Here is a 26,097-nt window from a genome sequence, read left to right on the forward strand (position 1 = left end):
CATACCGTACCGCACAGTCTGATATATCAGTTGCGCATTAGTTGGCTCCCAGGATGGTGCACCCATGGCAACCAGCCCGTCGACCAGCACACTCGCGCCCCCCCTCGCCCTCCCGCTCAGTGAACTGGACCCGGACGTCGCCACCGCGGTACGGGCCGAGCTGCACCGCCAGCAGTCGACGCTGGAGATGATCGCCTCGGAGAACTTCGCCCCGGCCGCCGTGCTGGAGGCCCAGGGCTCGGTCCTCACCAACAAGTACGCCGAGGGCTACCCGGGCCGCCGCTACTACGGCGGCTGCGAACACGTCGACGTCGTCGAGCGGCTCGCCGTCGACCGCGTGAAGGAGCTGTTCGGCGCCGAGGCCGCGAACGTCCAGCCGCACTCGGGAGCGCAGGCCAACGCCGCCGCGATGTTCGCCCTGCTCCGGCCGGGCGACACGATCCTCGGCCTCGACCTGGCGCACGGCGGTCACCTGACCCACGGCATGCGGATCAACTACTCCGGCAAGCTGTACGACGTCGTGCCCTACCACGTGCGCGAGTCCGACCTGCGCGTCGACATGGAGGAGGTCGAGCGGCTCGCCCTCACCCACCGGCCGAAGATGATCGTCGCCGGCTGGTCGGCCTACCCGCGGCAGCTGGACTTCGCCGCGTTCCGGCGGATCGCCGACGCGGTGGGCGCGTACCTCATGGTGGACATGGCGCACTTCGCCGGTCTGGTCGCCGCGGGCCTCCACCCGAACCCGGTGCCGTATGCCGACGTCGTCACGACCACCACCCACAAGACCCTCGGTGGCCCGCGCGGCGGCGTGATCCTCAGCCGGGCCGGCCTCGCCAAGAAGATCGACTCGGCGGTCTTCCCGGGCCAGCAGGGCGGGCCGCTCCAGCACGTGATCGCGGCGAAGGCGGTGGCGTTCAAGGTGGCGGCGGGGGAGGAGTTCAGGGAACGCCAGCAGCGCACCCTGCACGGCGCCCGCATCCTCGCCGGACGGCTGCTGGCCGACGACGTCGCCGAGGCCGGCATCACCGTCCTGACCGGCGGCACCGAGGTCCACCTGGTCCTCGTCGACCTGCGCCACTCGGCGCTCGACGGACGGCAGGCCGAGGACCGGCTGCACCGCATCGGCATCACCGTCAACCGCAACGCCGTGCCGTTCGACCCACGCCCCCCGATGGTGTCGTCGGGCCTGCGCATCGGCACCCCGGCCCTGGCCACCCGCGGCTTCGGCGCGACACAGTTCCGGGAGGTCGCCGACATCATCGCCGAGGCCCTGAAGGGCGAACAGCCGGACGACGCACTGCGCGAACGGGTCGACAGGCTCGCCGCCGCCTTCCCCCTCTACCCGGACGGAGCCCCGGCATGACCGCCCGACCGCTCCCGGAGCACCCGGAATTCCTCTGGCGCAACCCCGAGCCGCGCTCCTCCTACGACGTCGTCATCGTCGGCGCGGGCGGCCACGGCCTGGCCACCGCCTACTACCTCGCCAAGAACCACGGCATCACCAAGGTCGCCGTCCTGGAGAAGGGCTGGCTGGCCGGCGGCAACATGGCCCGCAACACCACGATCATCCGCTCCAACTACCTCTGGGACGAGAGCGCCGCGATCTACGAGCACGCGCTCAAGCTGTGGGAGCGGCTCCCCGAGGAACTGGACTACGACTTCCTGTTCAGCCAGCGCGGCGTCCTCAACCTCGCCCACACCCTCCAGGACGTCCGCGAGGGCATGCGCCGGGCCAACGCCAACCGCCTCAACGGCGTCGACGCCGAGTGGCTCGACCCCGACCAGGTCGCCAAGGTCTGCCCCATCCTCAACGTCTCGCCCCGCACCCGCTATCCGGTCCTCGGCGGCACCTTCCAGCCCCGGGCCGGCATCGCCAAGCACGACCACGTCGCCTGGGCGCTGGCCCGCCGCGCCGACGAGCTGGGCGTGGACCTGATCCAGGGCTGCGAGGTCACCGGCTTCCTCAAGGACGGCGACCGGGTCGTGGGCGTCGACACCAACCGGGGCCGCATCCACGCGGGCCGGGTCGGACTCGCCGCCGCCGGGCACAGCAGCGTGCTGGCCGAACGGGCGGGCGTACGGCTGCCGGTGCAGTCCCACCCGCTCCAGGCGCTGGTCTCCGAGCTGCACGAGCCGGTGCACCCCACGGTCGTCATGTCGAACCACGTGCACGTCTACGTGTCCCAGGCCCACAAGGGCGAGCTGGTGATGGGCGCGGGCGTCGACTCCTACAACGGCTACGGCCAGCGCGGCTCCTTCCACGTCATCGAGCGGCAGATGGCCGCCGCCGTCGAACTGTTCCCCGTCTTCGCCCGGGCGCACGTGCTGCGCACCTGGGGCGGCATCGTCGACGTCACCCCGGACGCCTCACCGATCATCGGCCGCACCCCCGTGGAGGGTCTGTACGTCAACTGCGGCTGGGGGACCGGCGGTTTCAAGGCCACCCCGGCCGCCGGCTGGACCTTCGCGCACACCATCGCCACCGGCGAGCCGCATCCGCTGAACGCCCCCTTCGCCCTCGAACGCTTCACCACGGGCGCCCTGATCGACGAACACGGCGCAGCGGCCGTGGCCCACTGAGGAGGACTCCACCGTGCTGCTGATCACCTGCCCGTGGTGCGGGCCGCGGGACGAGACCGAGTACCACTACGGCGGACAGGCCCACGTCCCCCACCCCGAGACCCCGGCCGCCCTCTCCGACGAGCAGTGGGCCGCGTACGTCTTCTACCGCGACAACCCCAAGGGCCCCTTCGCCGAACGCTGGATGCACGGCACCGGCTGCCGCCGCTGGTTCAACGTCCTGCGCGACACCGCCACCCACGAGGTGCTGACCACCTACCGGCTCGACGAGCCGCGCCCCGGAGGGACCCGATGACCGACCAGCCCTTCCGGCTCCCGCAGGGGGGCCGCGTGGACCGCGGCACCGTGCTGCGCTTCACCGTCGACGGACGGGAGTCGACCGGCCACCCCGGCGACACCCTCGCCTCCGCGATGCTGGCGAACGGACGCGTCGAGGCCGGCCCGTCGCTCTACCGCGGCCGCCCGCGCGGCATCGTCGCCGCGGGTGTCGAGGAGCCCAACGCCCTGGTACAGCTGGACGGCCCCTGTTCGGAGGGCATGCTCCCGGCCACGACCGTCGAGCTGTACGACGGCCTGTCCGCCACGACCCTCTCCGGGATGGGCCGGCTCGACCCGGCACCCGACCCCGCGGTCCACGACAAGAAGTACGTCCACACCGACGTCCTGGTCGTCGGCGCGGGACCTGCGGGACTCGCGGCCGCCGCGGCCGCCGCCGGGTCCGGCGCGCGGGTGATCCTCGTCGACGACCAGCCCGAGCCCGGTGGTTCGCTGTACTCGGACACCGCGTGGGTCGCCGCTGTCCGGGCGGCCCTCGACGCCGCCCCCGAGGTCGTCGTCCTGCCCCGCACCACGGCCTTCGGCTCCTACGACGACAACTACGTGCTCGCCCTCCAGCGCCGCACCGACCACCTGGGAACCGCCGCCCCCGAGGGAGTCTCACGCCAGCGGCTCTGGCACATCCGGGCCCGCCGGGTGGTGCTGGCGACCGGTGCGCACGAGCGACCGCTGGTCTTCGCCGGCAACGACCGGCCCGGGGTGATGCTCTCCTCGGCCGTGCGGACGTACCTCAACCGGTACGCCGTGGTGCCCGGATCGCGGGCCGTGGTGAGCACAACCAACGACAGCGCCTACGACACGGTCGCCGATCTGCACGCGGCCGGGATCGACATCGCGGCCGTCGTGGACGCGCGGCCCGAACCGTCCCGGCGGGCGGCCGAGGTGGCCGGGGTCACGGGGGTGCGGGTGCTGACGGGCAGCGCGGTGGTCGACACCGAGGGCGGTCACAGGCTCACCGGTGTCACCGTCCGGGCCCTCGACACCGACGGCCGGCTCACCGGCGCACCGGAGCGGTTCGACTGCGACCTGCTCGCCGTCTCGGGCGGATGGAGTCCGGTGGTGCATCTGCACAGCCAGCGGCAGGGCCGGCTGCGCTGGGACGAGACGCTGGTGGCCTTCGTGCCCGACGGTGCCGTGCGCGGCCAGCAGGTCGTCGGTGCGGCGCGCGGGACGTACGACGTCGGCGGCTGCCGTGCCGAGGGGGCCCGGGCGGGCGCGGTGGCCGCGACGGAGGCCGGGTTCCCGGTCGCCCTACCGCCCGAGGGCGCACCGCTCCCCGCCGGCCCGACCCGCGCGCTGTGGCTGGTCCCCGGCCCCGACGGCGAACCCGGCACCTGGGACCGTCACTTCGTCGACCTCCAGCGGGACGTCACCGTCGCCGACGTCTGGCGCTCCACCGGCGCGGGCATGCGCGGTGTCGAGCACGTCAAGCGCTACACGTCCCTCGGCACGGCGAACGACCAGGGCAAGACGTCCGGGGTCAACGCGATCGGCGTCATCGCCGAGGCCCTCGGGGGCTCGATGGGCGAGATCGGCACCACGGCCTACCGGGCGCCTTACACACCGATCGCCTTCGCCGCCCTGGCCGGGCGGGAACGCGGCGACCTCTTCGACCCGGAGCGGACCACGCCCCTGCACGCCTGGCACGTGGCACACGGCGCCGAGTTCGAGGACGTCGGGCAGTGGAAGCGCCCCCGGTACTACCCCCGGCCGGGGGAGGACATGGACGCCGCCGTGGCCCGTGAGTGCCGCGCGGCCCGCGAGGGCGTGGCGTTCATGGACGCCTCCACCCTCGGCAAGATCGAGATCCGGGGCGCGGACGCGGGCGAGTTCCTCAACCGGATCTACACCAATGCCTTCAAGAAGCTGAAGCCGGGCACCGCCCGCTACGGCGTCATGTGCAAGCCCGACGGCATGATCTTCGACGACGGCGTGACCTTGCGCCTCGACGAGGACCGCTACTTCATGACCACCACGACGGGCGGTGCCGCCGGCGTCCTGGACTGGCTGGAGGAGTGGCTCCAGACCGAGTGGCCCGAACTCGACGTCCACTGCACGTCGGTGACCGAGCAGTGGTCGACGATCGCCGTGGTCGGCCCGAAGTCCCGGGAGGTCGTGGCCCGGCTCGCGCCCGATGTCGACCTGTCCGCCGAGGCGTTCCCGTTCATGGCCTTCCGTGAGACCACCCTGTCCTGCGGCGTCCCGGCACGCATCTGCCGGATCTCCTTCTCCGGCGAACTGGCCTACGAGATCAACGTCGCGGGGTGGTACGGCCTGGCCGTCTGGGAGCAGGTCCACGAGGCCGGGCAGCCGTACGGCATCACCCCGTACGGCACCGAGACGATGCACGTCCTGCGGGCGGAGAAGGGCTACATCATCGTCGGACAGGACACCGACGGCACGGTCACCCCGCAGGACGCGGGCATGTCCTGGGTGGTGTCGAAGCAGAAGGAGTTCATCGGCAAGCGGTCCTTCTCCCGCGTTGACACCGCTCGCACCGACCGCAAGCACCTGGTCGGCCTGCTCCCGAGCGACCGCACGACCCGGCTCCCCGAGGGCACCCAACTCGTCGCGCCGGACGTCTGCTTGGAGACGGTGCCGGTGCCGATGCTCGGGCACGTCACCTCCAGCTACCACAGCCCGGCACTCGGCCGCCCCTTCGCCCTCGCCCTCGTTTCCGGCGGACGGGCGAGGATCGGCGAGACCCTGCTCGCCCCGGTGGGCGAGGACCTGGTGCCCGTCGAGGTGACCGACTGCGTCCTCTACGACCCCGAAGGGACCAAGCGTGATGGCTGAGACAGGCCCCGAGACGCTGCGCCGGAGCCCCCTGGCCCCTCTGGAGGAGCGGATGCGGGAGGCCGCCGTCACCGGCGCACGCGGCGTCACGCTGACCGAACTGCCGTTCCTCACCATGGTCAACCTGCGCGTCGACCCCTCCTCCGAGACGGCCGGCCGGATCGAGACGGCCCTGGGGGCGCCGCTCCCGCGCCGGTGCGGTGACACCGCCGCGTCCGGCCCCCGCACGATCCTCTGGCTGGGCCCCGACGAATGGCTCGTGCTCTCCCCGCCCGAGGAGGCCGCCGCGTCGCGGGAGCCGGAGGCCGTCGCATTGCGGGACGCGCTGGGGTCGGATCCGGGGTCGGTCGTGGACGTCTCCGCGAACCGCACCACGCTGGAGCTGAGCGGCCCCAGCGCCCGGCAGGTCCTGGAGAAGGGGTGCCCGCTCGACCTGCATCCCCGGGCCTTCGGTCCGGGCCGGGCGATGTCGACCACGGTGGGGCCCGTCGCCGTACTGCTCTGGCAGGTCGACGACGCACCGACGTACCGGCTGCTGCCGCGCTCCTCGTTCGCCGACTACCTGGCGCGCTGGCTCGTCGACGCGATGAGCGAGTTCAGCCGACCGGAGGTGCCGTGATGGAACCGGCCGAGCACATCCTCACCCTCGACTGCCCCGAATCGCCCGGCATCGTCGCCGCCGTCTCGCGGTTCCTGCTCGACCACGGCAGCGACATCATCGACAACCACCAGTTCGGTGACCGCCGGGACGGCCACTTCTTCATGCGGGTGCGCTTCGCGGCACCCGGCGGCGAGGACACCACAGAGCTCCTGCGCCGTGAATTCACCGCCGTGGCCGCGCCGTTCGCCATGCGCTGGCACCTCGAACCGGTCGGCACCCGCCGCCGCGTACTGATCATGGTGTCCCGCTACGACCACTGCCTCAACGATCTGCTCTTCCGTACCCGTAGCGGGGATCTGCCCATCGACGTGGTCGCGGTGGTCTCCAACCACCGCGACCACGAGGCGCTGGTCACCTGGCACGGCATCCCGTTCTTCCACGTGCCCGTCACCGCCGCGACCAAGCCGGAGGCCGAGGCCCGGCTTCTCGGCATCGTCGACTCGTTCGACGTCGAACTGGTCGTCCTGGCGCGCTACATGCAGGTGCTCTCCGACGACCTGTGCACCCGGCTGCCCGGCCGGATGATCAACATCCACCACTCGTTCCTGCCGAGCTTCAAGGGCGCCAAGCCCTACCACCAGGCCCACGAACGCGGCGTCAAACTCGTCGGCGCGACCGCCCACTACGTCACGGCGGACCTCGACGAAGGCCCGATCATCGCCCAGGAGGTCATCGACGTCGACCACAGCCACACGCCCGAGGACCTCGCCGCCATCGGCCGCGACGCGGAGTCGGCGGCCCTGGCGCGGGCGGTGCGCTGGCACTGCGAGGGCCGGGTGTTCGTCCAGGGCCGCCGCACGGTGATCCTCCGCTGAGGCAAGAGCCGGTCGACGGATCGTTGAGGGCACGTCGACAAGGATCGGTCAGGGCCGGTCGATACGGATGAGGGTCTGCTGCCCGGTCGCGACGAGCCCCCGCCGGCCGTCCTCGACGCCGAACACCTCCAGCCGGCACACGGTCAGCGTCCGTCCGGACTTCAGGACCGTGCCGATCGCCTCCAAGTGGTCGCCGACGGCCGGTGACAGGAGGTTGATCTTGTACTCGACGGTGAGCACGTCGGCCCCCTCGGGGAACAGGGTGAGGGCCGCGTAGCCGCCCGCGCTGTCCGCGACGGCGCTGGTCGCGCCCGCGTGGAAGTAGCCGTGCTGCTGGGTGACTTCGGGGCGGCTCGGCAGCTCGATGTGGACACATCCGGGCGCGATCCGGGTGATCCGGGCGCCGAGGTGGGCCATCAGGCCCTGGCGGGTGAAGCTGTCCCGGACGCGTGCCTGCGTCCCGGGGCTCGCCTGTTCCTGAAGGGGCTGCTCGTCCACGTACGCTCCTTCGACAGGGCAGGATGCTCGGGTCCGTCAGCCGGCCAGGCGTTCCACGAGCAGGAACCCGCCGATGACGATCATCATCGCACCGGAGATCCGGGTCACCGCCCGGGCCGCGGAGGGCCTGGTCCTCAGGACCGTGCGGGCGAGGACTCCGACGGTGAGGTAGACGACGGCGCACGCGGTCATGTGCAGCGAGCCGAGCAGACCGGTCTGACCGGCGACCGGCCACGCCCCCGCGGGATCGATGAACTGCGGGAACAGGGAGAAGTACAGCAGGAGCGCCTTGGGATTCAGGCCGCTGATCCCGATTCCTCTGAGCACGACCCGCAGCCGGGAGGAGCCCTCGGTGCCCACCTCCGCCTCCGAGGCCGTCAAGGTCGCCGGCCGGCGGAGCACTCCCCAGCCGAGCCACACCAGGTAGCCGGCCCCGGCCACGGTGAGCGCGGTGAGCAGCGTCCCGGAGCTCGCCACGATCACCACCAGTCCGGCCACCGCGAGCAGGGTGTACCCCGCGTATCCGGCCACCAGCCCGGCGACCGCCGGCACGACCGACCGGTCCCGCAGGCCCGCCGTGATCGCGTAGGCCCAGTCCGCGCCCGGCGTGAATATCAGCAGCAGATCCACTGCCAGGAAGGCCGCCAGCGTGGTCGTATCCATCGATCGTTCCCTCTCACGTGCTGTGGTGCGAGAGGAAGGCTAGGCCGGATCGGCCCGAAGGTGTTCCCTTCTTTACCCCTTGATCGCGGGATCCGGGGCAGAATCTTCTCCATGGATGCCCTGGACCGGAAAATTCTTACCGAGCTGCAGCTGGACGGCCGTCTCACGGTCACCGAGCTGGCCGCACGCGTGCAGCTGAGCGTCTCGCCCTGCCACCGCAGGCTGCGCGATCTCGAACGCGAGGGTGCGATCCGCGGCTACCGCGCGATGGTGGACCCGGCCGCCGTGGGCCTGAACTTCGAGGCCCTGGTCTTCGTCACCCTGCGCTGGGAGGACGCCGACACCGTCTCCGCGTTCGAAGAGGCCGTGGCCGCCGTCCCGCACGTGCTCCAGGCCCAGCGCCTGTTCGGCGACCCCGACTACCTGCTGCGCGTCGCCACCACCGACCTGGGCGCCTTCCAGCAGCTCTACGACCAGCAGCTGGCACGGCTGCCCGGCGTGCAGCGCCTCAACTCCACCCTCGTCATGAAGCACATCGTCGACGACCGCCCGCTGCCCGGGTGAGCGGCCGTCGCACGTGCGGCGGGCCTCAGCCCTCCAGCCCTCCGGCGAACGGCATCGCCCGCCACTTCTCGACGGCCGGCTTCAGCGCGTCCACCAGCAGGGGCAGCTGCGGCGCGAGGGCGAGGCAGGCCACCGCGCGGGACATGCCCACCGCGTTGACGACCCGCAGCACGTCCTGGTCCAGCCGGCGCAGCCCCAGGCGCCCGGCGGCGGCGTCGTACGCGGCCTCGCACTCGGGGCCGAAGGCCGCCAGATCCCACTCGACCGGCCCGAGCGTGGTCAGTTCGAAGTCGGAGTACAGTGCGCCGTCCGGCCCGGAGACGATGTTGGCCGCCGGGGCGTCCCCGTGGACCGGCTGGAGCCCGACGCCGGGGAACACGGCCTCGAACCCCGCGCGTGAGCCGACGACCGGCTCCAGTACCTCCCACTCGCGCCGCGCCCGGTCGAGATCGGCCGGATCCAGGAGATCGGGGCGGCCTTCGAGCACGGCGAGCCCGTCGGTGACGAACCGCGGTTCGGCCGCCGACAGGAACGGCAGCTCGCCCGGGTAGGCGCGCAGCGCGGCGTGCAGGTCGGCGACCAGGCCGGCGTGGCGCACATAGTCGGGCTCGGCGCTCTGGTCCAGCTCGACGAACTGCCAGAACGTCATCGAGAACCCGTCGCGCGTCACGGGCTCCCGGGGCACGAGCGGACTCGGCGGGATCACCGGATGCCCGTGATCCGCGAGCCATCCCACCACGTCCAGCTCCTGCCGCTGCCGGGCGGCCTGGGACTCGGCGTCGGTGTACGAGGGCAACACGGTCGGCACCCTGACCACCACGGGTGACGGAGCCAGGTGCACCACGACCGAGAACACGTCGTAGATGACCCTCGCGTCACCCACGTCGAGCCCCAGCTCCCGCCCGGCGGCGACGGCGGCGGCGAGGGCGCGGGAGGTGCGGGCGGACATCTGATCAGGTGTCAAGAAGCCTTCCATGGCCCCGATGGTGTCATGGGCAGGTGCTCACTTCTCGTGGATATCGACCGTCAGCTTCCCCGTCCTGCCTTGCTGTCGGCAGATGAACGCCTGCGGCAACCCACGTCCGAGAACCGGCGGTTGCTCGAGCGCCGCAAGCAGCTCCGGGCGCTCGACTCGGCGCTGACGGGCCCCAGGACCTGTCGATGCCCGGCCCGTTTGTGCACCCCCGGTCAACCACCTGTGCGCTGTACGGCAATCGGCGGCTCCGCGTCCGTCCTAGCGTGGCCGGGTCCCTTGCACCAGCCGCTCGGAAACGAGGAAGCAGCACATGCCGTACATCACCGTGGGCCAGGAGAACTCCACCGCCATCGACCTGTACTACGAGGACCACGGATCCGGGCAGCCGGTCGTCCTCATCCACGGCTTCCCGCTCGACGGGCACTCCTGGGAGCGGCAGACCGCCGTCCTGCTCGAGGCGGGACACCGCGTGATCACCTACGACCGGCGCGGCTTCGGGCAGTCCTCCCAGCCGACGACCGGCTACGACTACGACACCTTCGCGGCCGACCTGAACACCGTGATGGAGACCCTCGACCTGCGGGACGCCGTCCTCGTCGGGTTCTCGATGGGCACCGGCGAGGTCGCCCGCTACGTGGCCCGGTACGGCTCGGCCCGGGTCGCCAAGGTCGCCTTCCTCGCCTCCCTGGAGCCCTGCCTGCTGAAGTCCGACGACAACCCGGACGGGGTCGCCCCGAAGGAGTTCTTCGACGGGGTCGTGGCGGCGGTGAAGGCCGACCGCTACGCCTACTACACCGAGTTCTACAAGGACTTCTACAACCTCGACGAGAACCTCGGCACCCGGATCAGCGAGGAGGCCGTCCGCCACAGCTGGGACGTCGCCGCGGGCGGTGGATTCTTCGCCGCGTCCGCCGCGCCCGCGACCTGGTACACCGACTTCCGCGCCGACATCCCCGCGATCGACGTGCCGGCCCTGATCCTGCACGGCACGGGCGACCGCATCCTGCCCGTCGAGGGGACGGCGCGACCGTTCCGCAAGGCCCTGCCGTCGGCGGACTACGTGGAGATCGAGGGCGCCCCGCACGGTCTGCTCTGGACCCACGCGGAGGAGGTCAACGCGGCACTGCTCGCCTTCCTGGCGAAGTGATCCGATTCTTCCCCCGATTCTTCCTGGACCGCCCCGGGGCGGCATGGTGACATCGTCAGGGCCGGCAGCGGATCCCGCCCGCCGGCCCTTGATCATGCCCAGGGGGAGTCCAGGTGTCCGTCGTCCTATCCACCGCGTCACTGCCGGCGGCCGACCGGGGGGAGCGCTGGCACCACGCCGTGTCCCGGACCTTCATCCCGCTCGACGTACGACTCCTGGAGGACGATCCGTCGCCCGGCAGCATCGTCAGCCACCGGCTGGGTTCCTTACAGGTCTCGCGGGTCCAGGCGGGCCCGCAGGTCGTGACGCGCAGCAGGCGGCTGATCGCCCGGGACGGCAAGCGGTTCCTCATCCTGACCCTGCAGCGGCGGGGCAGCGCATTCAAGGAACAGGACGGCAGACAGGCCCGCATCGGGCCGGGCGACTTCTCCCTCTCCGACTCCTCGCGGCTGTTCCGCAAGAAGGTGCAGGACGAGTTCAGCTTCACCTCCTTCCACTTCCCCCGCGAGGATCTCCGGGTGCGCGACGAGGACCTGCGGGCGCTGACGGCCACGGCGTTCTCCGGCCGGGAGGGCAGCGCCGCCCTGGTGGGGACCTACTTCGCGCGCCTGGCACGTGAGGCGGGGCATCTCGACGCCTTGGCCGGCCGCCAGTTCGCCGCCACGGCGCTCGACCTGCTGGCGCTGCTGATCAACGAGCGGAGCGGCCGCTTCACCCCCCAGGGCCCGGAGACCGCCGCGGCCACCCTCGTGCGGGTCAAGGACCACATCCGGCGCCACCTCGCCGACCCCGGCCTGGCACCGCCCGGGATCGCCGCCGCGCACTTCATGTCGGTCCGCTACCTGCACAAGCTGTTCCAGGCGGAGGGCGTCACGGTCGGGGAGTGGATCCGGACGCAGCGGCTTGAGGCGTGCCGCCGGGATCTGCTGCGCGCTCCGGCCCTGGGGCACGGGGTCGCGGCCGTCGCCCGGCGCTGGGGATTCACGAGCCCCAGCCACTTCAGCCGTGCCTTCCGGGCGGCCTACGGGACGACGCCCCGCGCGTGGCAGATCAACGGGCTGTCCGGCGAAGGGACCGGCGGCGGTGACGGCGAGGGGACGGGCGACGGGGCAGGCGTGGGGGCACCGTACACGGCGGAGCGGGAACGTCCCGGCGGACCGGCTCGTTGCCCATGAGTTCGCGCAGGTCCGAAGTCGCCCGGCGGGAGACTTCGTCCCGCTTTCGAGTTCGCCCCATGTCGCCCACCCGAGGAGCATCGTGCCCGACACCACGCCCGACCCGTCCACCGTCCTCCCCGCACTCCCGGACCTGAGCGCGCAGGCCGAGCGGCTGATCGAGCTGGGGGTGCACGAGAGGGCCGGCCTGCCCGCCGACGAGATCCGCACCTTCGCCGCGCAGGCCGCAGCCGGTGCCGACGGCGACGGTGCCCTGCTGGCCGTGCACCCGGACCGGGCCCCCGCCTCCGCCCTCGCACCGCTGCTCCGCCGCGACGGCAAGCCGGGCTTCGTCGTCGTCGACATGCCCGACGTCGACGAGTTCACCCCCTGTTCCCTCGAACTGCCCGACGCACCGCTCTACCTGGTCTCCGGCATCGACCGCGGCGACCACATGTCCAACTGGTCCCCGGACGAGGCCCTGCCCGCCCTCACCAAGGAGGACCGCACCCCGCTGGTGCTCACCGAGGGCATCCACTGGGTGCTCCAGCAACCCGAGGCCCTGGAGCGCAACCTCTGCTTCATGACCATCGGCTCCCGGCTGCGCAAGCCCAACGGCACCCTGGACGCCCGCACCCCGGCCATCTGGATCAGCAACGGCACCGGCCGGGACGGCCGCGAGCGCCGCAACGCCCCCAAGGTCGGCTGGTGCTGGTGGAACAACCGGCACACCTGGCTGGGCTTCGCGTCCACGACGGGCCGCAGAGGCTGAAGCGGGTCGGTCATTGCACGAACCGGACGAGCGGCACCGGCCGGCCCGCGGTCAGCGCGGCGAGGCCGGTGTGCGCCTCGTCCCGCACGTCCGCGGGAACGCGGCTCTCCAGCGCGAGCACGGCCTGGTACTCGGCGGCGGCCTCGGCCCGTTCGCCGAGCCGGGCCAGCGCATGCGCCAGATGCAGGTGGACCTTGCCCGCCTGCTTGTGCCACCCGCGGTCGTCGAACTGCCCGCGTATGGACCGCAGCGCCTCGACGGCCTCCTCCCACCGCCCCTCGTCGAGATGGACGAACGACACCGCGTAGACGGCGGACAGGGCGGTGAACTCCCGTACGTTGGACGGAATCCGGTCCCGGTGGCGGGGATCCGCGAGCGTGTCCATGATGCCCCGGCAGGTCTCCACGGCAGCCTGAGCGCGCCCCGCTCCGCGCAGCACCCGGATCATCCCGCAGGACACCTGGAGATAGCCGTTGACGTCGTCCGCCTCGGTGAACAGCTCCGCCGCCCGGTGATAGTGGTCGGCCGCGGCCGCCAGATCGTCGGCGGTGTCCCGCAGCCAGCCGAGATAGGCGTGGGCCCACGCCTGCTGGCGGACGTCGCCGGCCGTCCCGGCGAGACGCAGTGCGGTCGTGGCCGACTCCACCGCCTCGTCGTGCCGGCGGGCGCACGCCCAGTACGCCCAGGCGAGGTAGTTGCGGTGGGTCGCCTCCAGCGCGGCGTCGCCCAGGGCGGCCCCGGCCGCGGCGGCCCGCTCGTAGACCTCCACCCAGTGGCCCCAGGACACCCAGTGGTCGGAGAACCAGTGCATGGCCTCCGCGACCTCGGCGACCCGCGCGTGCTCGCCGTGCGCCGCGGCCTCGCGGAACGCGGCCAGCCACGTGTCGCCCTCGGTCTTGATCCAGCGCGCCGCCTGCTCACGGTCGTCCAGGGCGACCAGCCGGCCGGGGTCCGCCGGTGGCATGCCGTAGTCCGGCTCGTGCCAGCGGCCGGCCAGGACGGCCGTGTCCAGCAGCCAGTGCCGCAACCGCGAGCGCGCCGCGCGCGAGGCCTCCTCTCCCTCCTCGGCACGGCGACGGGAGGCCGCGTACAGGCGCAGCAGGTCGTGCAGCCGGTAACGGTCCTGACGAGACGTCATGAGCAGCCCGGCCTCCAGCAGTTCCTCCAGAAGGTCCTCGGCGTCGGCCAGGGGCACGTCCGCGAGCACGGCGGCCGGGGCCGCGCCGAAGTCCCCGCCGGGCAGCAGCGACAGCAGTCGGAACGTCCGGGCGGCCTCGGGCGCGAGGCGGGAACAGGACAGCGCGAAGGCGGAGTTGACCCGCAGATCGCCCGCGCTGAGCGCGTCCAGCCTGCGGTCCTCGTCGGCGAGCCGGCCGGCGAGCCGATCGAGGCTCCAGTTGGTGCGGGTGGCGGCCCAGTTCGCGGCCACCCGCAGCGCCAGCGGCAGATGCCCGCACCGTTCGGTCACGACGTCCGCGGCCCCCGGCTCGGCGTCCACCCGCCCGGCGCCCACGACGGCACGCAGCAGTGCGGCGGACTCCTGCGGGCTCAGCGCCCCGAGTTCGACCCGCCGCACTCCCTCCAGACCGGTGAGCGTACGGCGGCTCGTCACCACCACGAGCAGCCGCCCGGCCCGCGGCAGCAGCGGTCTGACCTGGGCCTCGCTGCCCGCGTTGTCCAGGACCAGGACCGCGCGCAGCCCGGCGGCGATCTCGTGGAAGCGCGCGAGGCGCTCCTCGGAGGTCAGCCGGGCCAGCTCGGCGTCCCCGACGCCCCACGAGCCCAGCAGCCCGGCCACGGCCTGCTCCGCCGGCAGCGGCCGCTCGTCCAGTCCTCGCATGTCGACCAGGAACGCCCCGTCGGGACAGGGCCACCCCGGCTCTTCGGCCAGCCGGACGGCCAGCGAGGTCTTGCCACTGCCGGGCGGACCCGACACCACGGCCGCCGGCGGCGCGACCCCTCGCCCCTCGGCGGCCTCGTGGGCGAGGGCGCGCAGCACGGCCAGTTCCGCCTGCCGGCCGACGAAGTCCCGTACACCCCGCGGCAGTGTGTGGGGCGAGGCCCTGGCGAACTCGGCGGGCCGCGCGCCGGGACGGGCCGCCCGGGCGGCCGCGAGGAGGTCGGCGTGCGCCGCCTCGTCCAGATCCAGGCCCTGGGCGAGCGCGGTGATGGTGCCCCGGTGCGGACGCCGGCTCCGGCCCCGCTCCATGTCCCCGATGGCCCGCCCCGAGATGCCCGACGCCTCGGCCAGTTCCTCGATCGTCAGCCGGCGACTCTGCCGCAATCCGCGCAGCAGCCGGCCGAACGGCGCCGCGATCCCCACCCCAGTGCCCACCGCGCGATGATACGTCCGGCGGCCCGCGCACCCTTCGGGCGCAGGTCGCAGGGGTCACACGGCGCGGCCCGCGGGGCGCAGGAGCGGTTCCCACCACGCGCGGTTGGCGCGGTACCACGCCACCGTCTCGGCCAGACCCGCCGACAGCGGGACGGTCGGTCCGTAGCCGAGCTCGCGGGTGATCCTGGAGTGGTCGACGCAGTAGCGCCGGTCGTGGCCCTTTCGGTCCTCGACCCAGCGGATCTGCTCCCACGAGGCGCCGCAGGCCCGCACCAGGCGGTCGACGAGATCGCGGTTGGCCAGCGGTGTACCGCCGCCGATGTTGTAGGTCCCGCCCGGGCGCCCCCGCGTCCGCACCCGTTCCACGGCCCGGACATGGTCCTCTACGTGCAGCCAGTCCCGCACGTTGCCCCCGTCGCCGTACAGCGGGGCCTCCCGGCCGTCGAGCAGCCGGGTGATGAACAGCGGGATCAGCTTCTCGGGGAACTGGTACGGGCCGTAGTTGTTGGAGCAGCGGGTGACCCGGACGTCCAGGCCGTGCGTGCGGTGCTGGGCGAGGGCGAGCAGGTCCCCGGCCGCCTTGGACGCCGCGTACGGGCTGTTCGGCCGGACCGGGGAGTCTTCGCCCCACGCGCCTTGGTCGATGGACCCGTAGACCTCGTCGGTGGAGATGTGGACGAACGGCCCGACCCGATGGCGCAGCGCGGCGTCCAGCAGGACCTGCGTACCCGTCACGTTCGTCCGTACGAAGTCCGCCGCGCTGTCGATGGACCGGTCGACATGGGACTCGGCGGCGAAGTGCACCACGTGGTCGTGCGCCCGCATCAGCGCGTCGACCAACTCGGTGTCACAGATGTCCCCCTGGACGAAGGTCAGCCCCGGATGGTCCGCCACCGGCGCGAGGTTCGCCCGGTTGCCGGCGTAGGTGAGGGCGTCCAGCACGGTGACGGTGACGTCACCCGGGCCGCCGGGGCCGAGGACGGTACGCACATAATGGGAGCCGATGAAACCCGCTCCGCCCGTGACGAGCACTCTGGTCATGGCAGTTCGCGCTTTCAGACGACGCGGACGTCCGGCACGTAGAGGATCCATTTTCCGCCCTGCTCCCGGAAAGCGTTCTCCCTGGCGATGATCTCCTCGGCGTGATTCCACGCGAAGAGCAGCGCGTATTCAGGGTAGGGCGCCGAGAACTCCTCGATCGGCTTCACGGGAATGTGCGCACCGGGGGAGAGCCGGCCCTGTTTCGCGGCCGTCGAGTCGTAGATCGCGGGGATCAGATCGGGGCCGATGCCGCAGTAGTTCGTCACTGTGGCGCTCTTCGCCGTGGCCCCGTACGCGGCGACGGTGTGCCCGGCGTCGCGCAGTCGGTGCAGCAGCGCGGTCAGCTCCTCGCAGTTCCGCTTCACCTGCATGCCGAACCGTTCGAGGATCGTGCTGTCCGTGAGCTGTCGGCGCCCTTCCTCGGCGGTCAGCTCGGCCACGGCCGGGCTCGGCTGCCGGCGGCCCGCGCGGGCCAGGGTGTAGCGCACCTCGCCGCCGTGCACCGGGAGCCGCTCCACGTCGACCAGTTCGAAGCCGTACTGCCGGGCCGCAGCCTGTACCGACGAGGCGGAGAACAGGTAGAAGTGCTCGTCGTAGATCTGGTCGAAGCTCGCCCGCTCCACGATGTCGCCGAGATACGGGTCCTCGAAGACGAACACGCCGTCCGTGGCCAGTAGCGCGTCCACGCCTCGGAACACCGAGTCCACGTAGGGGATGTGGCACATGGTGTTGGCGGCGTAGATGACGTCCGCCGGCCCCTCCGCGGCCCTGATCTCCCGGGCGGTGGACTCCTGGAAGAAGTCGAAGCGCACCCGCACGCCCTGGGCGGCCGCCAGTTCCACCACGTCGCGCGAGGGGTCGACGCCCAGGTGGCGGACGCCGGCGGCGGCGACGGTCTTCAGCATGGCGCCGTCGTTGCACCCGACCTCGACCACGAAGGGGTCCTCGCCCTGGCACTCGTTCGCCAGCAGTCGACGCGCGGTCGTGGTGAAGTGCTCCCGCATCACCGACGACATGGACGAGCGGTAGGGGTAGTCCTCACGGAACATGCGCTCCCGCGGGACCTCCTCCATGAGCTGCACCATGGCGCATTCCTCGCAGACGCCGACCGCGAGTCGGTAGAAGAACTCCTCCGACTTCTCCTCGGGTCGGCGAAAAGCGTCGGACAGCGGCTGGCGACCGAAATCGAAGAACTCGGTGACGGAACTCCGGCAGACTCGGCAAGTGGTCATGCTCGCACGCTAGGACGGGTTCCTTGAAAGGAACTAGACGCCTGCTAGATGCCGTTGGAATTTCCGGTGCCGCCGGTCGGCGGAATCCCTGTCGAGTCGTCGTCGAGGCGCCCTCGAATACCGGGTGACTGAATGAGCGGCGTACCTTTTCACCGCGAGCGGAGGGCGGGAGACACCCGTGAAGGGGATCATTCTGGCGGGCGGTTCGGGAACGCGGCTGAGGCCGCTCACCCTCGGCGTCTCCAAGCAGCTGCTACCGGTCGGCGACAAACCGATGATCTACTACCCGCTCAGCGTGCTGATGCTCACGGGCATCCGGGACATCCTCGTCATCTCCACGCCGTTCGACCTGCCGCAGTACCAGCGGCTGCTCGGCGACGGCTCCCAGCTCGGCCTGTCCCTCACCTACCGGGCCCAGCACCGGCCCGCGGGCCTGCCCGACGCGTTCGTCATCGGCGCCGACCACATCGGTGACGACTCGGTCGCCCTGATCCTCGGCGACAACATCTTCCACGGCCACCACTTCTACTCCGTCCTGGCCGAGCACAGCACGGACGTGCGCGGCTGTGTGCTGTTCGGCTACCCGGTGCACGACCCCGAGCGGTACGGCGTGGGCGAGGTCGACGCCGACGGGAGACTCCTGTCGATCGAGGAGAAGCCCGAGAAGCCCCGCTCCAACACGGCGATCACCGGGCTGTACTTCTACGACAACGACGTGATCGACGTCGCGCGCACCCTCCGGCCCTCGGAACGCGGCGAACTGGAGATCACCGACGTCAACCGCTGGTACCTGGAACGGGACGCGGCCCGGCTCGTCAACCTGGGCCGGGGCTTCGCCTGGCTCGACACCGGCACCCCCGAGTCCCTGCTCCAGGCCGGCCAGTACGTGGGCACGCTGGAGGCCCGGCAGGGCGTACGCATCGCCTGCATCGAGGAAGTCGCCCTGCGCATGGGCTATATCGACAGCGACGAGTGCTACCGGCTGGGCGTACGGATCGGTCCCTCGGAGTACGGGGCGTACGTGCGGACCATCGCGATGGAACTGGCGGACGGCTGAGGCGGCCGGCGCCTGCTGCCGCAGACCGGAGCAGGCGCCGGCGGGCTCAGCCGTCCGCCACCGGGACGAAGCGGATGTCGTGCCGCTCGGCGTCCTCGGCCGCGAATCGCAGCAGGCGTTCGCCTTCCGCCGTGACCTCCGCCTCTTCGCGCGGGTTCAGCGGGGAGAAGCACTTCACGGTCAGCACCGCCGTCGTCCTGCCTCGCCCCTCCCGCTTGATCACCCACAGGGCCCGCACGCGGCCGTCCACGAGCACCGCCGCCTCGACGATGATGTGCCGGCGCTGGTCGTCGGTCATCAGCCGGGAGCGGTCGGCGTGACCGAGCACCACGTTGTCCAGCGCGGCCAGGAACCGCACCGGCACCACCGTGTCCGGGTCGGGCAGCGGCGCCCCGGGAAGGTCGAACAGCTCCTCACCGCCCTCACCCCGGTACACACGCAACTCCGGCCGCAGCTCCTCGACGACCTCCCGCAGCCGCGTCGTGCCGCTCCATGCCTGGACGTCCTTCACGGTGGCCGGCCCGAATCCGGCGAGATGCCGCAGCACGAGCTGCCGCCGGGAGGCATCTCCGGCGAGCGGACGGCCGAGCCACTCCTCCGCCAGGGTGAACGGCGTCGTGCCCCGGCGCCCCCAGGTGCCGTCCGGCGGCGGATGCACGATCGCGAGCAGCCCCTGCACCGAGCGGGCCAGAGCGACCGGGTCGCGTCCGGGCCAGCGTTCCGCCAGCAGCCGGCCGAGCTCCGGCCGCGCGAGCGAGCCGCCGACGAGGGCCGACCGGGCCACGGAGGCGAGCTCGGCCAGGTCCACACCCGCCGTCTGCTTGCCGAAGGCGGCCTTCTGCCAGCGGTCCAGCATCGGCTGCAGCAGCGGCCGCACCCACAGATAGTCCTCCGCCGTGACCAGGTGCTGGGTCCCCCGGAACAGGGTCGCGCGCACCACCGCACGCTCCTCGAGCAGCTTCGTCAGCTCGTCCAGCCGGAAGCCCTCGATCCTGCTCCACAGCCCGATGTAGGGCGGATCGGGATCCTGCGCCTGCAGACCGGCCAGCCGCTCGATGACGGCAGGGGCGGACAGGTCCGTGCGCCCCGTCAGCAACTGGCGTTCCAGCGTGGCCCGGTTGAGGGCCCGGCGCGTGAGAACTTCGGCCATGGCGTCCTTTCGCCTGTGTACGCGCCGAGCACGGCGACGGGCAGTCGGTGTCCCGCCCGGCCAACCTAGCCTCGATCGCGGTCAGCCGCTGACCGCGATAGGGCGACTGCCTGGAGCGGACCTGTAGCGCGCTTCGAGGCGGCCGGACCACAGTCCCCAGCCATGGAATCGAGAGAGCTCGAGGTCGCCGGTGCGCGCGTCTTCACCCCCGAGGTGTTCCGGGACGACCGGGGGCTGTTCGTGTCGCCCTTCCAGTCGGAGGCGTTCGTCCGCACGACCGGCCGGCCGCTCTTCCCCGTGGCCCAGACCAGTTGCAGCTTCTCCCGGCGCGGTGTCGTCCGCGGAGTGCACTTCACCCGCACCCCGCCCGGCATGGCGAAGTACGTGTACTGCGTCCGGGGAAAGGCCCTCGACATCGTCGTGGACCTCCGCCTCGGCTCGCCCACCTTCGGCCGCTCGGACGCCGTCGTCCTCGACCCGGTGGGCTTCCGGGCCGTGTACTTCCCGGTCGGCGTCGGACACGCCTTCGTGGCGCTCCAGGACGACACCGCCATGGCGTACACCCTCTCCCTCGAATACGACCCGGACAACGAACTGGCTCTGTCCCTCTTCGACCCCGAGCTCGGTCTGCCGCTGCCCGGGGACGTCCGGCCGATCGTCTCCGAACGGGACCGGGTGGCCCCCACCCTCGCCCAGGCCCGGGACGCCGGACTGCTGCCGGACTACGAGGAGTGCCTGAAGCTCGAGGACGCCCTCACGGCACCGCGCGCCGGAGCCTGATCGCGCGCCCGGACCGTCCCAGCCGGATTCGAGCGCCATTCCGGCCCGCCCTCCTACGTTCCCGGGCATGAAGACACTGGTGGCCACCGGCCCAGCTCACCCGCTGTACTACCCGATCGTGCCCCTCGCGTGGGCGCTGCGCGCGGCAGGCCACGAGGTGCTCGTGGCGGCTCCCGAGAGCTTTGAGGGGCCCGTCCGCGGCTCCGGCCTGCCCATGGCGCCGGTCTACGGCCCCCTCGACATGGGTGAGGTCATGGCCAAGGACCGGGACGGCGGGCGCGTCCAGGTGCCCGACACCGACGAGGAGATGGCCGAGGGCATCGGCCGCGGCTTCGGCCGGCTCGCCGCCCGCACCCTGGAGGGCACGGCCCAGCTCGTCGAACGCTGGCGCCCGGACCTGATCGTCGCCGAGTCGTACGGTTACGCCGCCGCCGCTGCGGCTGCCGCCCGGCACGACATCCCCTGGGTCAAGCACGTCGTGGGCCCCGGCGACCTGCCCGTCGACCCCTGGATCGCCGACGAACTCGCCCCGGAACTCAAGGAACTCGGACTCGGCGCCCTCCCCGAGCCCGCCTTGATACTCGACAACTGCCCGCCCCTGCTGGGTGATCCGGCCCCCGGCACGAGGCCGCTGCGCTACGTGCCCTACGGGGAGCCGGGCACCGTGCCCGAGTGGGTGCTGCGCCCCCGCACCCGCCCCCGGCTGCTGGTCACCCTCGGGTCCGTGCAGCCGCAGATCGGCGGCGCCCCGATGCTCGGGCAGATCGTCCGCTCGCTCGGAGCGCTGGACGTGGACCTGGTCGTCGCGGTGGCGGACCACCTCGTCGGACAACTCGGCGAGCTGCCCGACAGCGTCATCGCCACCGGCTGGCAGTCGCTGACCTCCGTGCTGCCGGGCTGCGACGCCGCTGTCCACCACGGCGGCCCCGGCACGATGATGGCGTGCCTCGTGCACGGTGTGCCGCAGGTCGTGGTGCCCGGACGCGGAAAGCCGCTCGACGCCATCGCCCGCCTCACCGACCTCGGCGCGGTACGCCGTATCCACCCGCCCGAGCTGTCACCCGAGTCGATGCTGGAGGCCGTCCGCGCGCTGCTGGACGACCCCGCGCACGCGCACCGGGCCCGGGCCGTGGCGGACGACATCGCCCGCCAGCCGTCCCCGGGGCTCACCGTGCCGGTACTGGAGGAACTCGTCACCGGGCACGCCGCCGGCGCCTGAGGGGGAACCGGGCGGCCGGCCACCGGCCGCCCGCAGGACGGGGAGAACGGCATGACCACACCGCACCGGCCCGCGGACCCACGGCGACGCGTGGCCGTCCTCGGCGGAACGGGCTGGGTGGGGCGGCACGTGTGCGCCGCCCTGGCCGGCCGCGGCGACGACGTCCTCGTCGTCGCCCGCCACCCGGCGCCCCACATCCGCCCGTACGCCTTCGAACCCCTCGACCTCGCCCACGTCGGCCGGGAGCGCATCACCGAGCTGCTGAGAGCCCGCCGGATCGACACGGTCGTCAACGCGACGGACGCCCTCAACGCGACGGACGGCTGGGCCCGGGCCGACGAGGACCTGGACGCCGTGAACGTCGCCCTCGTGCACCGGCTGCTCACGGCCCTGGACGAACTGCCCTGGCGGTCCCGCATCGTGCACCTCGGCACGCTGCACGAGTACGGCGACGTCCCTCCGGGGACGCTCATCGACGAACGGATCCCCCCGCGCCCCGGCAGCGCCTACGCCCTGACGAAACTCGCCGGGTCGCAGGCCGTGCTCGACGCCGTGCGCGCGGGCCGGACCGACGGACTGGTGCTGCGGGCGGCCAACGTCTGCGGGCCCCATCCCTCACCGGCGAGTTTCCCCGGCAAGCTGGTCGGCATGCTGCGCCGGGCCCTGAGCACCGGGGAGCCCATGACGGTGGTCCTCACCGGGGCCCGGCGGGACTTCGTCGACGTCCGCGACCTCGCCGACGCCGTCGTCAGGGCCGTCCACGCCCCGGCGACGGGGCACGCGCTCAACATCGGCAGCGGCCGGGCGACCGACATGCGCACCCTGGTCCGGCTGTTCGTCACCTCGGCCGGGCACTCCACCGACCTGATCGACGAACGCACCCGGGACGTCTCCGGCCTCGGCGGCGCCTGGACCCGAGCCGACATCCGGCTCGCCGGGCGGCTGCTCGACTGGCACCCCCGCATCGGTCTCGCGGAGTCCCTCGCCGCCATGTGGACCGCGGCGACGACGGACGGCCCCCTCCAGGCGGAAGCCTGAAGGGGGCCGCTCGCCCCTGCCGCGCCTCAGGGCGCCGGCGTCACGTCGGTGTCACTTCAGTACGCCGGCGAACAGACCGCAGCTGAACCGCCCCGGACCCACGTATTCCACCGAGCAGCCGGCCTTCTCGAAGGCCGTCTCGTACTGCTCCCTGGTGAACAGCCGCATGCGGTGGACGTCGGTGAAGTGCCGGATGCCCGCCTCCTTCCGCGCGTCGATGTAGTGCACGACGATCGGTACCTCGTCCCCGTGCCGCTGGGAGTGGGAGACCCGCACGGTGACCCGGTCCTCGGTGCGCACCAGATCGTCCGCGATGTAGCCGGGCAGGAACGCCTCCGGGAAGTACCAGGGTTCCAGGACGATCACCCCGCCCGGGGTGAGGTGCCGGGCCAGACTGGCGAGCGTGCTCTCCAGTTCGTCGACCGACCGCGTGTAGCCGATCGAGCTGAACATCAGGCTGACCGCGTCGTAGCGGCGGCCGAGGGTGAAGTCGCGCATGTCGCCCGGGTGCACGGGGATCCCGGGCAGCCGGCCCGCCGCCTGGGCGATCATCGGTTCCGACAGCTCCAGTCCCTCCACGGTCGCGAAGTGCTCCTGGAAGAACCTCAGATGGCCGCCGGTCCCGCACGCCACGTCGAGCAGTGACGAGGCGTCCGGCCTGCGGCCTCGGATCAGCGCGGTCACCTCGGCCGACTCGGCGGCGTAGTCCTTGCCGCGCGCGGCGTAGACGAGTTCGTAGATCTCCGCCAGTTGGGGGCCGTACGCTTCCTGCTGCATCCCGCCGCCCCTCACACGTCCCAGGTGACGGGCAGTTCGCGCACCCCGTAGACGATGGCGCCCTCCTTGCGGGGCACCTCGTCCAGCGGCACGGCGAGCCGCAGGGTGGGGATGCGCCGGAACAGCGTCGTCCAGGCGATCTGCATCTCCAGCCGGGCCAGTTCGGCGCCGATGCACAGGTGCGCGCCGTAGCCGAACCCCATCTGCTTGCGGCTGCCACGGCGCAGGTCCAGCTTCTCCGGCTCCGGGAAGACCTCCGGGTCGCGGTTGGCCGTCAGCAGCAGACACAGGATGCCGTCGCCGGCCGGGATGACCGTGCCGTCGATCTCGATGTCCTCCAGGGCGACCCGGGGCACCCCGATGTCCCCGATGGTCACCATGCGCAGCAGTTCCTCGGTCGCCGGGCCGATCAGCGTCTCCGGGTCGGCCATCAGCTCCGCCAGCTGCTCCGGGTGCTCCAGCAGGCACGCCGTGCCCAGGGACAGCATGCTCGCGGTGGTCTCGTGACCGCCGTTCATCAGCATCCGGACCATGTTCACCAGGTCCCGCCGGGTGTACTCCTCGCCCGACGCCCGGTACTCCGCGATGATGTGGCTCGTCAGGTCCTGGCCAGGCTCGGCCTCCCGGACCTCGACCAGCTTCTCGACATAGGCGTTGACCTCCACGATCGCCGCGACCCGCTGCTCGGGCGTGCTGTGGATGCCGAACATGTTGTTGCTGTGCTCGATGATGAAGTCGTGGTCGCCCTGGGGGATGCCCAGCATGTCGCAGATGATCGTCGTGGGCAGCGACAGGGAGAACAGGCGGTGGAAGTCCACCGGAGGCGCCAGGGCCAGCAGCCGGTCGACGTGCTCGTCGACGATCTCCTGGATGCGCGGGCGCAGTTTCTGCACCCGCTGGTAGGTGAACGCCGCGGCCGCCTTGCCGCGCGCGGATGTGTGCTCGGGCGGGTCGTAGCCGATGAAGGAGGTCTCCGTCCGGGCCTCGGGCGGTGCCACGAAGTAGAACGGGAAGCCCGGGTGCTTGCGTGATGCGCTGACCCGCGGGTCGGTCAGCAGCCGGCGCACCGACTCGTGCCCGGTGACCGTCCAGACGCGCAGACCGGTGTTGGCGAGGGTCACCGGAGTGACGCCCTGCGCCACCATGCCCGCGTACTGCTCGGGAGGGGTGAACGGGCCGGGACGGACGAAGGGGAAGGTCTCCGGCGCGCCCGAGACGTCCGCGGTGCTGGTCATCAGGTGTCTCCTCTGCTTGCTGAACGGGTCACGACGAGGTCCGCAGTCCGCGCCCGTCGCCGTCGGCCGGTGCGTGCCAGTCGATGTGGTGGCTGCTCATCCAGGTGGGATCGGAGCCACCGGCGTTCTTGAAGGCCCGGGCGATGAAGTAGTTGCGCAGGAAGCGGCCGGCCGGGCCGCGGCGCATGTTGCCCTCGTTGTTGTATTTGCCCTGGGCCACGATGTCCTCGACGCGCTTGCGCCGCACCGCCTCGTAGGTGACGAACGCCCGGTCGACGCCGGGCGCGTCGCGCAGGCACTTGGCCAGCACCACGGCGTCCTCCATGGCGACCGAACAGCCCTGGCCCGCGGTGGGCGAGACGGCGTGGGCCGCGTCCCCGATCACCACGAGCCCCTCCCGGAACCAGTGCGGCGCCCGGGGCAGGTCGTACGTCGGGGAGGGTGGCGCGGGATCGGGCGTGGCCGCGATGATCGCCGCCGCCGGGGTCCGGTCACCGGCGAACAGCTCCAGCAGATAGCGGCGCCAGTCCCGCCGCAGGGCCTTCAGCTGCGCACCGTCGGGCTCGGCGGCGCAGGGCGGGTTGGCGAACCACCACAGGTCGCCGTTGGGGTGCTTGGTGTAGCTGAAGAAGCTCTTCTTGCCGAAGAACATCCGGATCACCCCGGGCGGGCCCTCGGCGGGGAAGCCCCGCGCGCAGCCGAACGCGTTGAGCACGCCGAGGTAGCGAGGCAGGGGAGCGGCCGGGTCGATGATGCGGCGCACCTGGGAGCGCAGCCCGTCGGCGCCGACGAGCAGGTCGCCCTCGGCCTGCGACTCGTCCGCGAAGACGGCCCGGACCGTGCCTCCCGCCGTGGTGGCGTCCACGATCCGCTTGCCGTACTCGATGGGGATCCCGCGCTGCGCGGCCTCGTCCCGCAGCGACACGTACAGGTCCGAGCGCCGGATCGTCTGGATGATCTGACCGTCGGCGGCGAGCCGGTCGGTGCGTACGTCGCCGGTCAGCGCCCGTCCCGTGTGGCTGTAGAACGCGATCCCGGGGGTGTCGAAGCCGTGCTCGCGCACGAGATGGCCCAGACCGATGCTGTCCAGGGCGTCGATCCCGTTCGGAGCGATGTTGACGAAGTTGCCGATGCCGTCGGCGGTCCGGTCGTACGCCTCGTAGAGGACCGGATCCAGGCCGGCCTTCTGCAGTGCGATCGCGGTGACCGTGCCGGCGATGCCTGCGCCGATCACGAGTGCGCGTGCCATGGGTTCTTCCTTCGCTTGTCGG

At 72.1% G+C, this 26,097-nt stretch carries 24 protein-coding genes; 14 read left to right on the plus strand and 10 right to left on the minus strand.

Annotated features, from left to right (window positions below; genetic code table 11):
* Positions 1–64 precede the first annotated feature (64 nt).
* From glyA to purU, 6 genes are read left to right on the plus strand one after another with little or no spacing between them, the layout of a single operon-like run.
* Positions 65–1,363 (plus strand): serine hydroxymethyltransferase, encoded by a 1,299-nt coding sequence (gene glyA / locus IE153_RS14390; RefSeq protein ID WP_189590095.1) that lies wholly within the window; start codon positions 65–67, stop codon positions 1,361–1,363.
* Positions 1,360–2,580: a sarcosine oxidase subunit beta family protein gene (locus tag IE153_RS14395; protein WP_189590096.1), complete on the plus strand. Its 1,221-nt coding sequence runs from the start codon at positions 1,360–1,362 to the stop codon at positions 2,578–2,580. Before glyA ends, IE153_RS14395 begins: the two co-directional genes overlap by 4 nt.
* A gap of 13 nt (positions 2,581–2,593) precedes the next feature.
* Positions 2,594–2,875, plus strand: coding sequence for a sarcosine oxidase subunit delta (locus IE153_RS14400; RefSeq protein WP_189590097.1), 282 nt, complete (start codon positions 2,594–2,596; stop codon positions 2,873–2,875).
* Positions 2,872–5,712, plus strand: coding sequence for a sarcosine oxidase subunit alpha family protein (locus IE153_RS14405; RefSeq protein ID WP_189590098.1), 2,841 nt, complete (start codon positions 2,872–2,874; stop codon positions 5,710–5,712). Before IE153_RS14400 ends, IE153_RS14405 begins: the two co-directional genes overlap by 4 nt.
* The gene (locus tag IE153_RS14410; protein ID WP_189590099.1) at positions 5,705–6,331 is read left to right on the plus strand and encodes a sarcosine oxidase subunit gamma; all 627 of its coding nucleotides are present in this window, start codon (positions 5,705–5,707) and stop codon (positions 6,329–6,331) included. The genes IE153_RS14405 and IE153_RS14410 overlap by 8 nt, the downstream gene beginning before the upstream one ends.
* Complete coding sequence (gene purU / locus IE153_RS14415; RefSeq protein ID WP_189590100.1) at positions 6,331–7,188, plus strand: formyltetrahydrofolate deformylase; 858 nt, start codon at positions 6,331–6,333, stop codon at positions 7,186–7,188. The genes IE153_RS14410 and purU overlap by 1 nt, the downstream gene beginning before the upstream one ends.
* 48 nt (positions 7,189–7,236) lie before the next feature.
* On the opposite strand, the gene IE153_RS14420 is transcribed toward purU, so the two are convergent.
* Positions 7,237–7,605: a PaaI family thioesterase gene (locus IE153_RS14420; RefSeq protein WP_435811878.1), complete on the minus strand. Its 369-nt coding sequence runs from the start codon at positions 7,603–7,605 to the stop codon at positions 7,237–7,239.
* 117 nt (positions 7,606–7,722) lie between these two features.
* On the minus strand, positions 7,723–8,349 hold the full coding sequence (locus IE153_RS14425; RefSeq protein WP_189590102.1) for a LysE family translocator: 627 nt from the start codon (positions 8,347–8,349) through the stop codon (positions 7,723–7,725).
* 111 nt (positions 8,350–8,460) lie between these two features.
* On the opposite strand from IE153_RS14425, the gene IE153_RS14430 reads away from it, so the two are divergent.
* Positions 8,461–8,913 carry an Lrp/AsnC family transcriptional regulator gene (locus IE153_RS14430; protein WP_189590103.1) on the plus strand — a complete coding sequence of 151 codons (453 nt, stop codon included), beginning with the start codon at positions 8,461–8,463 and terminating at the stop codon, positions 8,911–8,913.
* A 25-nt stretch (positions 8,914–8,938) separates the two neighbouring features.
* Here the strand turns inward: IE153_RS14430 and IE153_RS14435 are convergent, their stop codons facing one another.
* Positions 8,939–9,877, minus strand: a complete 939-nt coding sequence (locus tag IE153_RS14435) for an aminoglycoside phosphotransferase family protein (RefSeq protein ID WP_229828998.1) — start codon at positions 9,875–9,877, stop codon at positions 8,939–8,941.
* 322 nt (positions 9,878–10,199) lie between these two features.
* Here IE153_RS14435 and IE153_RS14440 point away from each other — a divergent pair, with 322 nt between their 5' ends.
* The 3 genes from IE153_RS14440 to IE153_RS14450 all read left to right on the plus strand — a co-directional run bounded on the left by IE153_RS14440 (position 10,200) and on the right by IE153_RS14450 (position 12,962).
* On the plus strand, positions 10,200–11,036 hold the full coding sequence (locus IE153_RS14440) for an alpha/beta fold hydrolase (protein WP_189590105.1): 837 nt from the start codon (positions 10,200–10,202) through the stop codon (positions 11,034–11,036).
* A gap of 113 nt (positions 11,037–11,149) precedes the next feature.
* Positions 11,150–12,211, plus strand: coding sequence for an AraC-like ligand-binding domain-containing protein (locus IE153_RS14445; protein ID WP_189590106.1), 1,062 nt, complete (start codon positions 11,150–11,152; stop codon positions 12,209–12,211).
* Between the two features lie 82 nt (positions 12,212–12,293).
* Entirely contained in the window at positions 12,294–12,962 is a 669-nt protein-coding gene (locus IE153_RS14450; protein WP_189590107.1) for a DUF5701 family protein, read from the plus strand.
* A 10-nt stretch (positions 12,963–12,972) separates the two neighbouring features.
* Here IE153_RS14450 and IE153_RS14455 read toward each other — a convergent pair whose 3' ends face one another.
* From IE153_RS14455 to IE153_RS14465, 3 genes are read right to left on the minus strand one after another with little or no spacing between them, the layout of a single operon-like run.
* Positions 12,973–15,297, minus strand: coding sequence for a helix-turn-helix domain-containing protein (locus IE153_RS14455; RefSeq protein WP_189590108.1), 2,325 nt, complete (start codon positions 15,295–15,297; stop codon positions 12,973–12,975).
* Between the two features lie 54 nt (positions 15,298–15,351).
* Positions 15,352–16,338, minus strand: a complete 987-nt coding sequence (rfbB, locus tag IE153_RS14460) for a dTDP-glucose 4,6-dehydratase (RefSeq protein WP_189590109.1) — start codon at positions 16,336–16,338, stop codon at positions 15,352–15,354.
* Between the two features lie 14 nt (positions 16,339–16,352).
* Positions 16,353–17,570 (minus strand): class I SAM-dependent methyltransferase, encoded by a 1,218-nt coding sequence (locus IE153_RS14465; RefSeq protein WP_189590110.1) that lies wholly within the window; start codon positions 17,568–17,570, stop codon positions 16,353–16,355.
* Between the two features lie 178 nt (positions 17,571–17,748).
* On the opposite strand from IE153_RS14465, the gene rfbA reads away from it, so the two are divergent.
* Positions 17,749–18,627: a glucose-1-phosphate thymidylyltransferase RfbA gene (gene rfbA / locus IE153_RS14470; protein WP_189590111.1), complete on the plus strand. Its 879-nt coding sequence runs from the start codon at positions 17,749–17,751 to the stop codon at positions 18,625–18,627.
* Between the two features lie 46 nt (positions 18,628–18,673).
* Here rfbA and IE153_RS14475 read toward each other — a convergent pair whose 3' ends face one another.
* Positions 18,674–19,777 (minus strand): winged helix DNA-binding domain-containing protein, encoded by a 1,104-nt coding sequence (locus IE153_RS14475; RefSeq protein WP_189590112.1) that lies wholly within the window; start codon positions 19,775–19,777, stop codon positions 18,674–18,676.
* 162 nt (positions 19,778–19,939) lie between these two features.
* On the opposite strand from IE153_RS14475, the gene IE153_RS14480 reads away from it, so the two are divergent.
* The 3 genes from IE153_RS14480 to IE153_RS14490 all read left to right on the plus strand — a co-directional run bounded on the left by IE153_RS14480 (position 19,940) and on the right by IE153_RS14490 (position 22,814).
* On the plus strand, positions 19,940–20,557 hold the full coding sequence (locus IE153_RS14480) for a dTDP-4-dehydrorhamnose 3,5-epimerase family protein (protein ID WP_189590113.1): 618 nt from the start codon (positions 19,940–19,942) through the stop codon (positions 20,555–20,557).
* Positions 20,558–20,624: 67 nt separating this feature from the next.
* A complete protein-coding gene (locus IE153_RS14485; protein WP_189590114.1) occupies positions 20,625–21,776 on the plus strand; it encodes a nucleotide disphospho-sugar-binding domain-containing protein in 1,152 nt (383 codons plus the stop codon).
* Positions 21,777–21,827: 51 nt separating this feature from the next.
* Positions 21,828–22,814 carry an NAD-dependent epimerase/dehydratase family protein gene (locus tag IE153_RS14490; protein ID WP_189590115.1) on the plus strand — a complete coding sequence of 329 codons (987 nt, stop codon included), beginning with the start codon at positions 21,828–21,830 and terminating at the stop codon, positions 22,812–22,814.
* A gap of 51 nt (positions 22,815–22,865) precedes the next feature.
* On the opposite strand, the gene IE153_RS14495 is transcribed toward IE153_RS14490, so the two are convergent.
* Genes IE153_RS14495 through IE153_RS14505 form a run of 3 tightly spaced genes read right to left on the minus strand, consistent with a single transcriptional unit; the run spans position 22,866 to position 26,075 of the window.
* Positions 22,866–23,591, minus strand: a complete 726-nt coding sequence (locus tag IE153_RS14495) for a class I SAM-dependent methyltransferase (RefSeq protein WP_189590116.1) — start codon at positions 23,589–23,591, stop codon at positions 22,866–22,868.
* A gap of 11 nt (positions 23,592–23,602) precedes the next feature.
* Complete coding sequence (locus tag IE153_RS14500) at positions 23,603–24,826, minus strand: cytochrome P450 (protein ID WP_189590117.1); 1,224 nt, start codon at positions 24,824–24,826, stop codon at positions 23,603–23,605.
* Positions 24,827–24,854: 28 nt separating this feature from the next.
* The gene (locus tag IE153_RS14505; RefSeq protein WP_189590118.1) at positions 24,855–26,075 is read right to left on the minus strand and encodes an FAD-dependent oxidoreductase; all 1,221 of its coding nucleotides are present in this window, start codon (positions 26,073–26,075) and stop codon (positions 24,855–24,857) included.
* Positions 26,076–26,097 lie beyond the last annotated feature (22 nt).

The sequence above is a fragment of the Streptomyces massasporeus genome (assembly GCF_014648995.1).
Taxonomy (GTDB): domain Bacteria; phylum Actinomycetota; class Actinomycetes; order Streptomycetales; family Streptomycetaceae; genus Streptomyces; species Streptomyces massasporeus.

Bases quoted from the DNA above. Each gene is read 5' to 3' on its own strand.
- glyA (WP_189590095.1), top strand. From the start codon at position 65: ATGGCAACCAGCCCGTCGACCAGCACACTCGCGCCCCCCCTCGCCCTC.
- IE153_RS14395 (WP_189590096.1), top strand. From the start codon at position 1,360: ATGACCGCCCGACCGCTCCCGGAGCACCCGGAATTCCTCTGGCGCAAC.
- IE153_RS14405 (WP_189590098.1), top strand. From the start codon at position 2,872: ATGACCGACCAGCCCTTCCGGCTCCCGCAGGGGGGCCGCGTGGACCGC.
- IE153_RS14410 (WP_189590099.1), top strand. From the start codon at position 5,705: ATGGCTGAGACAGGCCCCGAGACGCTGCGCCGGAGCCCCCTGGCCCCT.
- purU (WP_189590100.1), top strand. From the start codon at position 6,331: ATGGAACCGGCCGAGCACATCCTCACCCTCGACTGCCCCGAATCGCCC.
- IE153_RS14420 (WP_435811878.1), bottom strand. From the start codon at position 7,605: ATGGCCCACCTCGGCGCCCGGATCACCCGGATCGCGCCCGGATGTGTC.
- IE153_RS14425 (WP_189590102.1), bottom strand. From the start codon at position 8,349: ATGGATACGACCACGCTGGCGGCCTTCCTGGCAGTGGATCTGCTGCTG.
- IE153_RS14430 (WP_189590103.1), top strand. From the start codon at position 8,461: ATGGATGCCCTGGACCGGAAAATTCTTACCGAGCTGCAGCTGGACGGC.
- IE153_RS14440 (WP_189590105.1), top strand. From the start codon at position 10,200: ATGCCGTACATCACCGTGGGCCAGGAGAACTCCACCGCCATCGACCTG.
- rfbB (WP_189590109.1), bottom strand. From the start codon at position 16,338: ATGACCAGAGTGCTCGTCACGGGCGGAGCGGGTTTCATCGGCTCCCAT.
- IE153_RS14465 (WP_189590110.1), bottom strand. From the start codon at position 17,570: ATGACCACTTGCCGAGTCTGCCGGAGTTCCGTCACCGAGTTCTTCGAT.
- IE153_RS14475 (WP_189590112.1), bottom strand. From the start codon at position 19,777: ATGGCCGAAGTTCTCACGCGCCGGGCCCTCAACCGGGCCACGCTGGAA.
- IE153_RS14480 (WP_189590113.1), top strand. From the start codon at position 19,940: ATGGAATCGAGAGAGCTCGAGGTCGCCGGTGCGCGCGTCTTCACCCCC.
- IE153_RS14485 (WP_189590114.1), top strand. From the start codon at position 20,625: ATGAAGACACTGGTGGCCACCGGCCCAGCTCACCCGCTGTACTACCCG.
- IE153_RS14490 (WP_189590115.1), top strand. From the start codon at position 21,828: ATGACCACACCGCACCGGCCCGCGGACCCACGGCGACGCGTGGCCGTC.
- IE153_RS14495 (WP_189590116.1), bottom strand. From the start codon at position 23,591: ATGCAGCAGGAAGCGTACGGCCCCCAACTGGCGGAGATCTACGAACTC.
- IE153_RS14500 (WP_189590117.1), bottom strand. From the start codon at position 24,826: ATGACCAGCACCGCGGACGTCTCGGGCGCGCCGGAGACCTTCCCCTTC.
- IE153_RS14505 (WP_189590118.1), bottom strand. From the start codon at position 26,075: ATGGCACGCGCACTCGTGATCGGCGCAGGCATCGCCGGCACGGTCACC.